The following is a 14,004-nucleotide window of genomic DNA, read 5'->3' as shown; positions in this document are numbered from 1 at the left end:
CACCTGCCCTGCCCGTCAAACTAGACGGTTCTCGGGCGGATGCCGAGCGAACATTGGTCGCAGCCGGGGCAGGCTCTCACAGAGGTGAACGGGGAGTTCATCGTCGTTGGTCGAACGGTCTCTGACGTTCGCGGCGGTGAGCTCCCCTCCCCCTTGTGGGGAGGGGGCGGGGGTGGAGGTCCACAGGGCGCTGAAGTTAATGATCTGCGCCGAGAATCATCCTTCGCCCAATCATCGAAGTGGGCCCGTGGCGCGTGCATGCCTCTGCTGCTCGTCAGAGAAATATCGCCGATAGGCTTCACCGAGCCCATCATAATTAGTCCAACCCGGAGACCCCCACCCCCGACCCCTCCCCGCAAGGGGGAGGGGAGCTCACCGCCGTCGCCGCTCGGATGTGCCCTCGAAGCTGAGCAGACTGCTCTGCGCGAACTCACGCCACCTTCGGGTCGAGTTCGCCCTTGGCGTAGCGCTTGGCCATTTCGGCGGTCGTCAGCACGCGCTTGATCTTGCCGGCCTGGCCGGCGGTATTGAACTCCTGCAGGCGCTGCTTGCACAGCTTGGCCATCGCCTCCATCGCCGGCTTCAGGTACTTGCGCGGATCGAACTCTTCCGGGTGCTCCGACAGAACCTTGCGGATCTGGCCGGTCATCGCCATGCGGTTGTCGGTGTCGATGTTGATCTTGCGCACGCCGTTCTTGATGCCGCGCTGGATCTCGCTGACCGGCACGCCCCAGGTCGGCTTCATCTTGCCGCCATAGGAATTGATGATCTCCTGCAGGTCCTGCGGCACCGACGACGAGCCGTGCATCACTAGGTGCGTGCTCGGCAGCTTGCGGTGAATCTCCTCGATCACGTTCATCGCGAGGATGTCGCCGTCGGGCTTGCGGGTGAACTTGTAGGCGCCATGCGAGGTGCCCATCGCGATCGCCAGCGCGTCGACATGGGTTTCCTTGACGAACCTCACGGCCTCGTCGGGATTGGTCAGCAACTGGTCGTGCGACAGCTTGCCTTCGGCGCCGTGGCCGTCCTCCTTGTCGCCCATGCCGGTCTCGAGCGAGCCGAGCACGCCGAGCTCGCCCTCGACCGAAATGCCGCCGAGATGGGCCATGTTGGTGACGGTCTTGGTGACGCCGACATTGTAGTCCCAATCGGCCGGGCTCTTGCCGTCGGCCTTCAGCGAACCGTCCATCATCACCGAGGTGAAGCCGGCCTGGATCGCGGTCATGCAGGTGTCGGGCCCGTTGCCGTGGTCGAGATGCACGCAGACCGGAATGTGCGGATAGATCTCGGTGACCGCGTCCATCATGTGCTTGAGCATGATGTCGTTGGCGTAGGACCGGGCGCCGCGCGAGGCCTGGATGATTACCGGAGCGTCGACCGCATTGGCCGCTTCCATGATCGCCAGCGCCTGCTCCATGTTGTTGATGTTGAAGGCCGGGACGCCGTAATCGTGCTCCGCCGCGTGATCGAGCAATTGACGCAACGTAATGCGGGCCATGGCTGGAACTCCCTGATCAAGAATTGGACCGTGCGGCGGCTGGCGCACGCACCGAAACTGCTGCAACGTGCATAACGCGGCGGTGGGCAGAATCCAAGAGTAGCGGGGACGCAGGCGGCAGGAGAGGGATGTTCAGGGATGTCGAAGGTCAGCGCTTCAAGAGACGGCGCGTTGGCCGGCGGCGCGAGGCCTGAAAAATCAGCTCTTCCGGGCTTCGAGAGCCGCGAGGCGCTCCTCGACCTCGCTGACACGTTCATCAAAATCGCTGGCGGCCGCGCGCATCATGACCAGCATGCCCGCGGAATCGCGACGTTGCTTGCGAATGAGGTTCTCAACGCGCTCAAACCGCGCGTCGACAGATTGCCTGAACTGTCCCATCTCCGCCCGGAGCGCAACGATGCTCTCCTGGATCTTGATCAGGATCGAATGGACTGCGTCTGTCGGTAGCTCGGCCATGGATGGAACATAACAGAAACATCCATGGCCGACAAGCTGCGAGTATCAGGCCTTCAGCACCTCGACGCCCGGGAGCGGCTTGCCTTCCATCCATTCCAGGAAGGCGCCGCCGGCGGTCGAGACGTAGCTGAAGTCCGAGGCCACGCCGGCCTGGTTGAGAGCCGCGACGGTATCGCCGCCGCCGGCCACCGAGACCAGCTTCTTGGCCTTGGTCCGCTCGGCCGCGTGCTTGGCGGCGACCATCGTGCCGCGGTCGAACGGCGTCAGCTCGAACGCGCCGAGCGGGCCGTTCCACACCAGCGTCGCGGCGTCGTCGATCGCGGAATGGATGCGTGCGGTCGATTGCGGGCCGACGTCGAGGATCATGCTGTCAGGCGGGATCGCGTCGAGGCCGTAGGCGAAGGACGGCGAGTTGGCCGCGAAGTGGAATGACACGGTGGCGTCCACCGGCAGGATGATGGCGCAGTTCGAGGCTTCCGCCTTCTCCATGATCCGCAGAGCGGTGGCCGCCAGATCCTTCTCGGCCAGGGACTTGCCGATCTGCACGCCCTGCGCATGCAGGAAGGTGTTGGCCATGCCGCCGCCGATCACCAGCGCATCGACCTTGGTGACGAGGTTTTCCAAGAGGTCGATCTTGGTCGAGACCTTGGCGCCGCCGACGATCGCGATGACCGGCTTGGCCGGGCGGCCCAGCGCCTTGTCGAGCGCGTCGAGCTCGGCCTGCATGGTGCGGCCGGCATAGGCCGGCAACTTGTGGCCGAGGCCTTCGGTCGAGGCGTGGGCGCGGTGCGCGGCGGAGAACGCGTCGTTGACCCAGATGTCGCCGAGCTTGGCGAGCTCGGCGACGAACGCCGGATCGTTCTTCTCTTCCTCCTTGTGGAAGCGGGTGTTCTCCAGGCACAGCACGTCGCCGTCCTTCAACGCGGCGATCGCGGTGGCTCCAGGCGCGCCGATGCAGTCATCGGCAAAGGCGACCGGGCGCTTGATGACGCCCGACAGCGCCGCCGCGACGGGCTTCAGCGACTCCTTCGGATCACGGCCCTTCGGCCGGCCGAAATGGGCGAGCAGGATGACCTTGCCGCCCTTGCTCGCGATCTCGTTGATAGTCGGCGCGACGCGCTCCAGGCGCGTGGCATCGCTGACGTGACCGTTCTCCATGGGCACGTTGAGGTCGACGCGCAGCAGCACGCGTTTGCCTTTGACGTCGACGTCGTCGAGGGTGCGGAATTGTTTCATTGGAGCCACCGTAAAACGAGGGACTAATCAGTGGTGATGAAATCCGTCGGTGTTTTCCGGCGGATCGCCTTCCTGTCTCTTGGTCACCCGCATGCCCTGGCGAAAGCCATAAACGATGATGCCGATCAGCAATAGCGCGCCGGGGATTCCAAGCCAGTTGGGAAGGGGCATGTCGCCTCCTCAGCCGTCATTCCGGGGCGGTCCGCAGGACCGCACCCGGAATCTCAAATTTCCGGGTTGGATGCTTCGCATCGCCCCGGAAGGACTGGGAGTAGCTTACAGCAGCTTGCCGATCGCGACGGCCGTGTCGGCCATGCGGTTGGAGAAGCCCCACTCGTTGTCGTACCAGGACATCACGCGCACGAGGTTGCCGTTCATGACCTTGGTCTGGTCCTGGTGGAACGTCGAGGAGTGCGGATCGTGGTTGAAGTCGATCGAGACGTTCGGCGCTGACGTGTAGCCGAGGATGCCCTTCAGCTCCTGCTCGCTGGCGCGCTTCATCGCCTCGTTGATCTCCTTCGGGTCGGTGTTGCGCTTGGCGACGATCTTGAGGTCGACCACCGAGACGTTCGGCGTCGGCACGCGGATCGCGACGCCGTCGAGCTTTCCCTTCAGCTCCGGCAGCACCAGGCCGATCGCCTTGGCGGCACCGGTCGAGGTCGGGATCATCGACATCGCCGCCGCGCGGCCGCGATAGAGATCCTTGTGCATGGTGTCGAGCGTCGGCTGGTCGCCGGTGTAGGCGTGGATCGTGGTCATGAAGCCGGTCTCGATACCCACCAGATCGTTCAGCACCTTGGCGACCGGCGCCAGGCAGTTGGTGGTGCAGGAGCCGTTCGAGACGACGAGGTGATCCTTCGTCAGCGTAGCGTGGTTGACGCCGTAGACGATGGTGGCATCGGCGCCGTCGGCCGGAGCCGAGACCAGCACGCGCTTGGCACCGGCGGTCAGATGCGCCGAGGCCTTGTCCTTCGAGGTGAAGATGCCGGTGCATTCCAGCGCGATGTCGACGCCGAGATCCTTCCACGGCAGCTTCGAGGGATCGCGCTCGGCCGTCACCTTGATCTTGCCGTTGCCGATATCGATGCTGTCACCGTCGACGGTCACCGTGTGGGGAAAGCGGCCGTGCACGCTGTCGAAGCGCAGCAGATGGGCGTTGGTCTCGACCGGGCCGAGATCGTTGATGCCGACCACCACGATGTCCGTGCGGCCCGATTCCGCGATGGCACGCAGAACGTTGCGGCCGATGCGGCCAAACCCGTTGATCCCGACCCGGACTGCCATTTTCGTCTCCTTCAATGACGTTTCTCGTCCCCGTCTGCGTCCTCCTAACAGGGGCGCCACGAGGGTTTTGGAACTAATGCCGACCGGTTCTGCCGGACGGGAGCGGACGATAAGGCCCTTTTCGTAGCGCTTTTTCGCGCCGATCTCAACCGTCTGGTGCCGATTCTGCTGCTTTAGGACCGTGACCCTGCTATCAGCGCCAGCAACTCGTCGCCGTAGTGCTCCAGCTTCTTGTCGCCGATCCCTGGTATATCGCGGAGCTGGCCGAGCGTGGTGGGGCGGGCGCTGGCGATGCCGTCGATGGTGGCATCGTGCAGCACCACATAGGCTGGTACACCACGCTTGCGCGCGATCTCCGAGCGCCAGGCCCGCAGGCTCGCGAGCAGCGGGGCATCGGCCGCCGCGGCCGGCCGCGCCACCAGCTCGCCCCGCCGCGACTTGCTGCGGATCGCGCGGGTGCTCGCCGTCTCCTCGCGCAGCATCACGGGGATCTCGCCCTTCAGCACGCCGCGCGATGACTCCGTCAGCTTCAGCGCGCCATAGGCTTCGCTGTCGGGCGCGAGATGGCCCATCGCCACCAGCTGGCGCAGCGCGGCACGCCACTGCTTCTCATTAAGCTCGCGGCCGATCCCGAACACCGACAATTGATCGTGTCCGAACTGCTTGACGCGCTCGGTCGCGCGTCCGACCAGCACGTCGATCAGGTGCATGGCGCCGAAGCGCTGGCCGGTGCGATAGGCGCAGGACAGCAGCTTCTGCGCGATCACCTTGCCGTCGCGCATCTTCGGCGGCGACAGGCAGTTGTCGCAATTGCCGCAGTTGTCGCCCGCCGGCGTCTCGCCGAAATAGCTCAGCAGCAGCTTGCGCCGGCAGCCCGCGGTCTCCGCCAGCGCCACCAGCGCGTCGAGCTTGCGGATCGACACCCGCTTGAAGGCGTCGGCGCCGGTGGATTCGTCGATCATGCGGCGCTGCTGCACGATGTCGGACAGCCCATAGGCCATCCACGCGGTCGACGGCTTGCCGTCGCGCCCGGCGCGCCCCGTTTCCTGGTAGTAGGCCTCGATGCTCTTCGGCAGATCGAGATGCGCGACGAAGCGCACGTCCGGCTTGTCGATGCCCATGCCGAACGCGACGGTGGCAACGACCACGACGCCGTCCTCGTTGATGAAGCGGTCCTGGTTGCGCGAACGCACGGTTGGATCCAGCCCGGCGTGATAGGGGATCGCGGTGATGCCGGCCTCAGTCAGCGCCGCCGCGGTGTCCTCGACCTTGGCCCGCGACAGGCAGTAGACCACGCCGGCGTCACCTGGGTGACGGTCCTTAATGAAGGCCTTGAGCTGGGCCGGCCCATTGTTCTTGTCGACGATCTCGTAGCGGATGTTGGGGCGGTCGAAGCTCGCGACGAATTGCGGCGCATCGGTGAGACTGAGCCGCTCGGCGATCTCCTTGCGGGTCAGCTCGTCGGCGGTCGCGGTCAGCGCGATGCGCGGCACCTCGGGAAAGCGCTCGGCGATCACCGAGAGCCCGATATATTCCGGGCGGAAGTCGTGACCCCATTGCGACACGCAATGCGCCTCGTCGATCGCGAACAGCGCGATATCAGCGCGCTCCAGCAGCGACAGGCAGCGCGGCGTCACCAGCCGCTCCGGCGCGACGTAGAGCAGGTCGAGATCGCCGACGATGAGCCGTCGCTCGACCTCGTCGGCCTCTTCGCGCGACAGCGTCGAGTTCAGCACCGCAGCGTTGACGCCGGCTTCGAGCAGGCCCGCGACCTGGTCGCGCATCAGCGCGATCAGCGGCGATACCACGATGCCGCAGCCTTTGCGCAGCAGAGCCGGAAGCTGGTAGCACAGCGACTTGCCGCCGCCGGTCGGCATCAGCACCAGGCAATTGCCGCCCTCGGCGACGTGCCGGACCACCTTCTCCTGCGCACCGCGGAAGCCGGGCAGCCCGAACACCGAATGCAGCACCGCCAGCGCGCGATCGGCCGTCTCGGTCGTGGCGTTGGGGGCTGAGGGCATGGGGAGGTGGCTTCCGGAAGATCAGGAGAACCGGCGCATCAAGAGCGCCGGTTCTCGTATTGTCCTCGTCCAGGCGCGTCACAGTCAATGCATCTCCTCACCCTGAGGAGACCGCCGCAGGCGGTCGTCTCGAAGGGCGAGGCCAGAGCTTTCGACGCGGGCCTCATGGTTCGAGACGGCGCTACGCGCCTCCTCACCATGAGGGTCTAAACCGACTGCGCCGTGAGGCGATCAGCCCAGCCGCTTCACCGCGGCCTCCACCGCCGCTTCGGCGGTGATGCCGAAATGCTTGTACAGCTCCTTGGCCGGGCCGCTCTCGCCGAACGAATGCATGCCGATGAAGAGGCCGTCCTGGCCGATCACGGCGTCCCAGCCCCAGCGTACCGCGGCCTCGATCGCGATCTTGACCGGTGCGTTGCCGATGATCTTGGCCTTGGCCTCGGCCGGCTGCTCCAGCAGCAGCTCGAGCGAGGGCACCGAGACGACGCGCGCCGGGATACCGCGCTCGGCGAGCTGCTTCTGCGCGGCGACGGCGATCTCGACCTCGGAGCCGGTGGCGAACAGCGACACCTTGGCCTCGCCCTGCGCGGCGACCAGCTCATAGCCGCCGCGGCTGCACGGATTGTCCGACGGTGCTGACGTCCGCAGCTGCGGCAGGTTCTGCCGCGTCAGCGCCAGCACGGTCGGGCCGTTGGTGCGGTTGAGCGCAAGCTCCCAGCATTCGGCGGTCTCGATCGAATCGCACGGGCGGAACACGCGCATGTTCGGGATCGCGCGCAACGCTGCGAGATGCTCGACCGGCTGGTGCGTCGGGCCATCTTCCCCGAGGCCGATCGAGTCATGCGTCAGCACGTAGACCACGCCGGCGCCCATCAGCGCCGACAGGCGCATCGCGCCGCGCGCATAGTCGGAGAACACCAGGAAGGTGGCGCCGTTCGGCGCGAAGCCGCCATGCAGGAAGATGCCGTTCATGGCCGCCGCCATGCCGTGCTCGCGGATGCCGTAGTGGATGAAGCGGCCCTTCGGCGTCTTGGCCGAGAACGCGGTCACCGACTTGGCCTTGTTGTTGTTGGAGCCGGTGAGGTCGGCGGAGCCGGCCAGGAATTCGGACGGCATCGCAGCCGCGATGACCTCGATCGCGGCTTCGGAAGATTTGCGCGTGGCGACGTTGAGCGGGTTTTCCAGCAGCGCCTTCTTGTGATCCTTCAGCGCCTTCGCGAGGGCTGCGGGACGCTCGTGACGCAGCCGGCGTTCGAACTCCGCCCGCTTGCGCGGGCCCATCTCGCCGAGCCGCGTCTCCCATTCGGTGCGTGCCGGCGCGCCGCGACGGCCCGCCTCGCGCCAGGCGGCAAGCACGTCATCGGGCACAGAGAAGGCTTCCTGCGAAATGCCGAGCTTCTCCTTGGCGCCCTTCAATTCCTCCGCGCCGAGCGCCTCGCCGTGCACCTTGGAGGTGCCGGCCTTGGTCGGCGCGCCATAGCCGATCGTGGTCTTGCAGGCGATCAGCGACGGCCGGGACGACTTCTGCGCCCGCGCAATGGCGGCTGCGATCGCCTCCGGATCATGGCCGTCGATCAGCTCGGCGGCCCAGCCGCAGGCCTTGAAGCGCTTCACCTGGTCGACCGAATCGGCGATCGAGAGCGGGCCGTCGATCGAGATGCCGTTGTCGTCCCACAGCACGATCAGCTTGTTCAGCTTCCAGTGCCCGGCCATCGCGATCGCTTCCTGGGAGATGCCCTCCATCAGGTCGCCGTCGGAGGCCAGCACATAGGTGTGATGATCGACGATCTTCTTGCCGTACTCGGCCTGCAGCATCTTCTCGGCCAGCGCCATGCCGACCGCGGTCGAGATGCCCTGGCCGAGCGGGCCGGTGGTGGTCTCGATGCCCTTGGTGCGGAAATTCTCCGGATGGCCGGGGGTCAGCGAATCAACCTGGCGGAAGCGCTTGATCTGGTCGAGCGTCATCTCCTCGTTGCCGGTCAGATACAGCAGCGCATAGAGCAGCATCGAGCCGTGGCCGGCCGACAGCACGAAGCGGTCGCGGTCCGGCCAGGCGGGCGCTGCAGCATCGTATTTCAGCACGCGGGTGAACAGCACGGTGGCGACGTCGGCCGCGCCCATCGGCAGGCCGGGATGGCCGGATTTTGCCTTCTCGACGGCATCCATTGCGAGCGCGCGGATGGCGTTGGCCATGCGGGAATGTTCGACCTGCGTCATGCTGGAATCCGTCCAAACGTGAAATGCTGATGACAGGAGAGCCGCCGGTATTGCTGGCGGGCCGGGATTTTGCGGGCTGATTAGCACCTCGGTTCCGGGAATCAAAGGCAATGCAACGTCCCGGACGTCCCAAAAGTTGCTTAGTAGTGCATAGTTTCGGCCGAGCGTTGCGCTTGGCTCGCCCAGCACGTAAGATTTTGCCCGTAAGCGCTTGCCGGACAGCGGCTTTTGTCGCTATCCCGGCGCGGTGTAAGGGCCTCGCATCCGTGCCATGAACGATCACCCTGCCAAACTTGCCGGTCAGGTGGAACCCGGCGCCGCCGATATCGAGGCGGCGACGCGGCGCCTCATGACGGCCCTCGACGCGCTGGAGAGCGCGGTCGAGCGGCGGCGCGAGGCCGATCGCGACGAGGACGAGCTGGCAACGCGCATCCAGGCGCTCGGCGCCGACCGCTCGCGCCTCGCCGACGAGCTCGACGGCTCGCTGATGAAAACGCGCCGGCTCGAGCGCACCAACCGCGAGATCGCCGAACGCCTGGACACCGCGATCGGCACCATCCGCGCGGTGCTCAATGGCGGCGGGCAAGACGGCGCCGAAGACGACGAGGATGACGAATGAGCCACATCAACGTCACCATCAACGGCCGTCAATATCGCATGGCCTGCGAGGAGGGCCAGGAGCTGCGGCTCCTGAAGCTCGCCGAGAGTCTCGAGACCCGCATCACCAATCTGCGCGGCAAGTTCGGCGAAATCGGCGATGCCCGATTGACCGTGATGGCCGCGCTCACCGTGTGCGACGAGCTGATCGATGCCAATCAGCGCGTGCAGGTGCTCGAGCAGGAGCTCGAAGGCCTGCGCAACGTCCGCAACCAGGCCAGCGACCGCGCCCGCGCGACGCAGGTCGCGGTGGCAAAAGCCCTCAACGCCGCCGCCGAGCGTATCGAGCGCACGACGCAGGTGCTGAACCGCACGATCGGCGGCGGGGTCGCGATCGGGTAGGGTTGATACGAACTAACAACTCATCAATGTGTCAGATCGCTGTTGACTTCCTCCGTCATTGCGAGCGTAGCGAAGCAATCCAGGGCAAAGCAAAGACTCTGGATTGCTTCGCTGCGCTCGCAATGACGCCGGGAATTGCAGCGCGCCGTAGGGTGGGCAAAGGCGCGCCCGCGACCCTGTTGCGCCAAACGCAGATGCCTGGCGCGACGTGCCCACCGCGTCGATTCGTAGTCGCTGGTTTTGTAGGAGTAGAGGGGCATGCAAGGTCATTTGTTGCTCGCGATCCTGGGGATCCGGAGTAGCTATGCACGCAACGTCGAAGTCGCTCTGCAGGATGACGGCTTGCCTCCCGATACCCTGCAATGGTGGCTGGCGCCGACCGGGTGCTGGCGAATCAGGACGTTCGCCATCGACCACGACATTCACACTCATGAGGTCGATGGCCGAATTGACGACATCCTGGCGGCCGCCTCGAACGGCAATCGCAAGCGGTATGGCGACATCATTGCCAAGGAACATCTGATCCACTTCACCGATTGCAGCGACAACACCGAGGTTCATGCAAGGTTCTCGGCGATCGCGCTTGCTCCGAGGCTGGAGGTCGCCGCCGGTCGCTTCGCATTCTGGAAACCCGATGACGCCAGATATTCGACGCAGAGTCGCCCCCGAGAGTAGCTATCGGTTCAGCGCGACAGTGACGGTCACTTGCCGACACTCTTGAATTGGAACGGGCCCCGGTCCTACCATCCTGGCCGGGCATCAGGGGGTAAGCGTTCGATGCCGTGCCGAGGCTTGATTCTGTCGCTGCTTGCGCTGCCGTTGCTGTCGGGCGGCGTTGCCGCGCAGACCGGCGCGGCCACGGCGCCCTCGGTCTGCAGCAAGATCGGCGAGGACGGGGCAGGGGAGCGCGAAGCGGCCTGCCTGCGCGAGCTGCGCGGCCGCGTCAGCCGCACGGGCGAGGTGCTGTCCATCCGGCTCGAGACCGGCCAATTGAAGACGTACCGGAATGATCAGAAGTCGTGCGACAACGACGACGCGCAGCATTGCATCCACCATGTCCTGCTGGGCTATCATCCGGAATCGCGGGTGTACGCCATCGGCATGTCCTACTACGAAGGCAGCAGCGTGCAGCTGCTCAGCGCTCGGACGGGCGCGACCCTGGGAATGCGCGGCGTGCCGCATTTCACGCCGGACGGGACTCGTTTCGTCGTCATCGATAACGACTACGCCTATGGCGGCGAGGATGACCTGGCGATCGGCTCGTTTGCGAATGGAGAGCTGTCGATGGACTGGCACTATCGCTCTGAAAATGGGCCGCGGGAATGGCGGTTCGAGCGCTGGACCGACAACGACCATGTCGCCCTTCAGGTCTTTCCCGCCGACAGCGGGAAGAAATGCCCCTTGGACGATTGCAAGGCGTTCCTGGTCCGCTTCGGCTCAAGCTGGATGGTCCGGCCGTCGCCGCTGCCTTGGTAGGGTGGGGTGCCGCCGGCGCCTTGGTCGCGTTTGGCGCCGGCTGGCTGCACTCAAAGCGCATCGAGACCGTCGATGATGTAGCCGATGGTTTCCAACGGATAGATCGCGGCCACTGCACCGACGCCGAGGCCGATGAGGCCGAACACGATGCCGCCGATCCAGCCGATCCATTGAAGCCCGAGGGCCCTCCCCACGAATGTGCCGGCCGCGATCGTACAGATGGCCCACAGCGTCTGCAGGATGAGTCCGATCGTTCTCAGCATGCGTGACCTCGCGCGTCAGCGGTCTCATCCGTCCCCTTTCAACTTGTCTCGCCACTGCCCCATTGTGCAGCAGCGAAGCCGATCACATCGTCGCGATGCGATCGTGTTGCGAGCGCTTGTCGTTCTCCGCTGGCTGACCTAGCTTCGACGCGCGGACCGATCGAATCTCGCAAAGCCATAAGCGGGATCGTCCGCGCATCAGGGAGGTTGCTCTTGAACAAGCTGAGTCTGGCGGCGGCGGCCGTCGCGTTCACCACGATCGTCGCGCCCTTGGCGGCCGCACCGCTGCCCGAGGCCAAGCCCGACGAGGTCGGCTTCTCGCAGGCCGGCTTGGCGCGGATGGATGATTTCTTCGCCCGCGAGATCGCGGCGAAGCGCGTGCCCGGCGCGGTGGTCGCGATCGCGCGAGACGGCAAGCTCGTGCACTACAAGGCCTATGGCCAGCTCGATCCGGTCAAGGGCACGCCGATGCCGCTGGATGCGATCTTTGCGCTGGCCTCGATGACCAAGCCGATGGCTGCGGTCGGCGCGCTCACCTTGATGGAGCAGGGCCGGCTGCCGCTGCAGTCGAAGCTGTCGGACTACTATCCTGGATTTGCCGGCATGAAGGTCGGCGTGGCGCAGGAGGACGGCACGCTTCAGTTCGAGCCGCAGATCAGGCCGATCCTGATCCATGATCTCTACCGCCACACCTCCGGCCTGATGTATGGCGGCCGGCCCGACAGCGCGAGCCCGGTGGCGCGGCTCTATCCCGATGGGACGGCGCCGGCGATCGAGGGCGACACCCAGGCCTTCATCGAGCGCATCACCAAGCTGCCGCTGGCGCACCAGCCGGGCACGCAGTTCGAATACAGCTTCTCGATCGACGTGCTCGGCGCCGTGGTCGAGAAGGTTAGCGAGCAGCGGCTCGGCGAATATCTCTCGGCCAACCTGTGGAAGCCGCTCGGCATGGTCGATGCGACGTTCGCGCCGACGGAGGCGCAGCGGCCGCGGCTGGCGCGGCCGTTCCCGAAGGATCCGCTGACCGGCAAGCCGCAGGCGATCAAGCTGCTGGACACGCCGACCAAGTCGGATTGCGGCGGCGCCTGCTCGTTCGCGACGATCGGCGACTACGTCCGCTTCGGCCAGATGCTGCTCAACGGCGGCGAGCTCGACGGGCAGCGCATCCTGAGCCCGAAGACGGTGCATCACATGACCTCCAACCATCTCGGACCGGAGATCAAGAACACGGTCGCCACGATCGAGCCGCATCGCGCCGGCTTCGGCTTCGGGCTCGGTGTCGCCGTGCGCACCAGCGAGGGCCTGTCGGCGGTGCCCGGCAATCCCGGCGAGTTCAGCTGGAACGGCGCCTTCGGCACGCAATTCTTCTGCGATCCCAAGGAGCGCCTGGTTGTGGTGGTCGGCACGGCCGCGCCTGGCGACCTGCGCAAATATTATCGCGAGCAGGTGCAGGACATCGTCTACGGCGCAATGGTCAGGTAGCGCTTGACGTCAGCGAACGGCGTGGCCGCTTCGGTCCGATGAGGCGTCCGTGCTGAACGGACGGCTCGAACGCCACTGCTCGACCAGGAAGTCGACGAACAGCTGCGTCTTTGGCGAGGCGATGCGCGATGGCTGAAAGAGAGCATGGAGCGGGACGGGGGCCCGCTCCCGCTCGCGCAAGATGCGCTGCAGCCGTCCTGCGGCAAGCTCCCGCTCCACCTGCCATAAGGGCACCCGCGCGATTCCTGCACCGTCGACAGCGGCCGCGACCATCGCGTCCAGGCTGTTGACCCAGAGGCGACCTGAGATCCGGACCGTGCACTCAGGTCGCGGATGCCGATCGAAGCGCCAGAGCGCGGCACCTGGACGATCGGAGAACACCAGGCAGTCATGACGCGCGAGGTCATCAGGCGAATCCGGCACGCCGCGCGCGTCGAGATAGGCCGGCGACGCGCAGACGATCATCTGCAGGTCGGCGAGTTTGCGTGCGACCAGTTGGGAATCGGCGAGAGCGCCGATCCGCAATGACAGGTGGACGTCTTCTTCGACCATGTCGACGGGACGGTCGACCAGCAGCAGATCGACCGACATTGCCGGGTACCTGCGCAGAAACGAACCGAGCAAGGGGGCGATCAGCTGCCGTCCGATCAGGCTTGGCGAGCTGATGCGGACACGACCGGCTGGTTCGCCGCGGCCTGGCGCCAACGCTGCTTCAATGTCCTTGATGTCGCTGAGAATGGACTTCGCGCGCGCATAGAGGATGCGGCCTTCGTCCGTGAGCGCAAGCTGCCGGGTGGTGCGCAGCAGCAGGCGGGCGCCGAACTGCTCCTCCAGTGCACTGACGTGCCGGCTCACCGCCGTCAGCGACATCGTCAGCGACCTTGCCGCAGCGGACAGGCTGCCCGTCTCCACGGCTTTCACAAAGGTCTCCATTGCAGCCAGCTGGTTCATCGGCATTGTTCCGAATTTCGCAAGATAGCTCCCCGCAATCTACCGATACCGCCTGAATGCGAAAGGCACTACGTTGGCCCTGTGCCCATTCCGGCCTCCGCCACCGTTTGGTGGAATGGCC

14 protein-coding genes are annotated in these 14,004 nt (G+C 65.6%); 5 read left to right on the top strand and 9 right to left on the bottom strand.

The genetic code is table 11. The annotated features are described in order from the left end of the window. Nucleotides 1-430: 430 nt before the first annotated feature. The 7 genes from fba to tkt all read right to left on the bottom strand — a co-directional run bounded on the left by fba (nt 431) and on the right by tkt (nt 8,712). Nucleotides 431-1,498 carry a class II fructose-bisphosphate aldolase gene (gene fba, locus QQL87_RS32975; RefSeq protein ID WP_284423249.1) on the bottom strand — a complete coding sequence of 356 codons (1,068 nt, stop codon included), beginning with the start codon at nt 1,496-1,498 and terminating at the stop codon, nt 431-433. Between the two features lie 198 nt (nt 1,499-1,696). Continuing rightward, nucleotides 1,697-1,954 carry a hypothetical protein gene (locus QQL87_RS32970; RefSeq protein ID WP_284423248.1) on the bottom strand — a complete coding sequence of 86 codons (258 nt, stop codon included), beginning with the start codon at nt 1,952-1,954 and terminating at the stop codon, nt 1,697-1,699. Nucleotides 1,955-1,999: 45 nt separating this feature from the next. Continuing rightward, nucleotides 2,000-3,190: a phosphoglycerate kinase gene (locus QQL87_RS32965; RefSeq protein ID WP_284423247.1), complete on the bottom strand. Its 1,191-nt coding sequence runs from the start codon at nt 3,188-3,190 to the stop codon at nt 2,000-2,002. Nucleotides 3,191-3,217: 27 nt separating this feature from the next. Next, nucleotides 3,218-3,361 carry a hypothetical protein gene (locus QQL87_RS32960; RefSeq protein WP_284423246.1) on the bottom strand — a complete coding sequence of 48 codons (144 nt, stop codon included), beginning with the start codon at nt 3,359-3,361 and terminating at the stop codon, nt 3,218-3,220. A 105-nt stretch (nt 3,362-3,466) separates the two neighbouring features. After that, nucleotides 3,467-4,474, bottom strand: coding sequence for a type I glyceraldehyde-3-phosphate dehydrogenase (gap, locus tag QQL87_RS32955; RefSeq protein ID WP_284423245.1), 1,008 nt, complete (start codon nt 4,472-4,474; stop codon nt 3,467-3,469). 173 nt (nt 4,475-4,647) lie between these two features. Further along, a complete protein-coding gene (recQ, locus tag QQL87_RS32950) occupies nt 4,648-6,495 on the bottom strand; it encodes a DNA helicase RecQ (RefSeq protein ID WP_284423244.1) in 1,848 nt (615 codons plus the stop codon). 231 nt (nt 6,496-6,726) lie between these two features. After that, complete coding sequence (gene tkt, locus QQL87_RS32945; RefSeq protein WP_284423243.1) at nt 6,727-8,712, bottom strand: transketolase; 1,986 nt, start codon at nt 8,710-8,712, stop codon at nt 6,727-6,729. Between the two features lie 271 nt (nt 8,713-8,983). On the opposite strand from tkt, the gene QQL87_RS32940 reads away from it, so the two are divergent. The 4 genes from QQL87_RS32940 to QQL87_RS32925 all read left to right on the top strand — a co-directional run bounded on the left by QQL87_RS32940 (nt 8,984) and on the right by QQL87_RS32925 (nt 11,187). After that, complete coding sequence (locus QQL87_RS32940; RefSeq protein ID WP_284423242.1) at nt 8,984-9,331, top strand: DUF4164 domain-containing protein; 348 nt, start codon at nt 8,984-8,986, stop codon at nt 9,329-9,331. Then, entirely contained in the window at nt 9,328-9,711 is a 384-nt protein-coding gene (locus QQL87_RS32935; protein ID WP_284423241.1) for a cell division protein ZapA, read from the top strand. Before QQL87_RS32940 ends, QQL87_RS32935 begins: the two co-directional genes overlap by 4 nt. 258 nt (nt 9,712-9,969) lie before the next feature. Then, nucleotides 9,970-10,386, top strand: coding sequence for a hypothetical protein (locus tag QQL87_RS32930; RefSeq protein WP_284423240.1), 417 nt, complete (start codon nt 9,970-9,972; stop codon nt 10,384-10,386). A 117-nt stretch (nt 10,387-10,503) separates the two neighbouring features. Beyond that, nucleotides 10,504-11,187: a hypothetical protein gene (locus QQL87_RS32925; protein WP_284423239.1), complete on the top strand. Its 684-nt coding sequence runs from the start codon at nt 10,504-10,506 to the stop codon at nt 11,185-11,187. A gap of 50 nt (nt 11,188-11,237) precedes the next feature. On the opposite strand, the gene QQL87_RS32920 is transcribed toward QQL87_RS32925, so the two are convergent. Next, nucleotides 11,238-11,450 (bottom strand): hypothetical protein, encoded by a 213-nt coding sequence (locus QQL87_RS32920; RefSeq protein ID WP_284423238.1) that lies wholly within the window; start codon nt 11,448-11,450, stop codon nt 11,238-11,240. Nucleotides 11,451-11,657: 207 nt separating this feature from the next. Between QQL87_RS32920 and QQL87_RS32915 the strand changes: the two genes are divergently transcribed. Next, a complete protein-coding gene (locus tag QQL87_RS32915; RefSeq protein ID WP_502871244.1) occupies nt 11,658-12,932 on the top strand; it encodes a serine hydrolase domain-containing protein in 1,275 nt (424 codons plus the stop codon). A gap of 9 nt (nt 12,933-12,941) precedes the next feature. Here the strand turns inward: QQL87_RS32915 and QQL87_RS32910 are convergent, their stop codons facing one another. Beyond that, nucleotides 12,942-13,883: a LysR family transcriptional regulator gene (locus QQL87_RS32910; RefSeq protein ID WP_284423236.1), complete on the bottom strand. Its 942-nt coding sequence runs from the start codon at nt 13,881-13,883 to the stop codon at nt 12,942-12,944. Nucleotides 13,884-14,004: the final 121 nt, after the last annotated feature.

This window comes from Bradyrhizobium sp. SSBR45G (assembly GCF_030159255.1).
Taxonomy (GTDB): Bacteria; Pseudomonadota; Alphaproteobacteria; order Rhizobiales; family Xanthobacteraceae; genus Bradyrhizobium.
The sequence above is the reverse complement of the archived record's forward strand: the minus strand, read 5'-3'. Positions and strand labels throughout refer to the sequence as shown.

Excerpts from the sequence above, each read along its gene's own strand:
- fba (WP_284423249.1), bottom strand. The coding sequence starts at position 1,498 with ATGGCCCGCATTACGTTGCGTCAATTGCTCGATCACGCGGCGGAGCAC.
- QQL87_RS32970 (WP_284423248.1), bottom strand. The coding sequence starts at position 1,954 with ATGGCCGAGCTACCGACAGACGCAGTCCATTCGATCCTGATCAAGATC.
- QQL87_RS32965 (WP_284423247.1), bottom strand. The coding sequence starts at position 3,190 with ATGAAACAATTCCGCACCCTCGACGACGTCGACGTCAAAGGCAAACGC.
- QQL87_RS32960 (WP_284423246.1), bottom strand. The coding sequence starts at position 3,361 with ATGCCCCTTCCCAACTGGCTTGGAATCCCCGGCGCGCTATTGCTGATC.
- gap (WP_284423245.1), bottom strand. The coding sequence starts at position 4,474 with ATGGCAGTCCGGGTCGGGATCAACGGGTTTGGCCGCATCGGCCGCAAC.
- recQ (WP_284423244.1), bottom strand. The coding sequence starts at position 6,495 with ATGCCCTCAGCCCCCAACGCCACGACCGAGACGGCCGATCGCGCGCTG.
- tkt (WP_284423243.1), bottom strand. The coding sequence starts at position 8,712 with ATGACGCAGGTCGAACATTCCCGCATGGCCAACGCCATCCGCGCGCTC.
- QQL87_RS32940 (WP_284423242.1), top strand. The coding sequence starts at position 8,984 with ATGAACGATCACCCTGCCAAACTTGCCGGTCAGGTGGAACCCGGCGCC.
- QQL87_RS32935 (WP_284423241.1), top strand. The coding sequence starts at position 9,328 with ATGAGCCACATCAACGTCACCATCAACGGCCGTCAATATCGCATGGCC.
- QQL87_RS32930 (WP_284423240.1), top strand. The coding sequence starts at position 9,970 with ATGCAAGGTCATTTGTTGCTCGCGATCCTGGGGATCCGGAGTAGCTAT.
- QQL87_RS32920 (WP_284423238.1), bottom strand. The coding sequence starts at position 11,450 with ATGCTGAGAACGATCGGACTCATCCTGCAGACGCTGTGGGCCATCTGT.
- QQL87_RS32910 (WP_284423236.1), bottom strand. The coding sequence starts at position 13,883 with ATGAACCAGCTGGCTGCAATGGAGACCTTTGTGAAAGCCGTGGAGACG.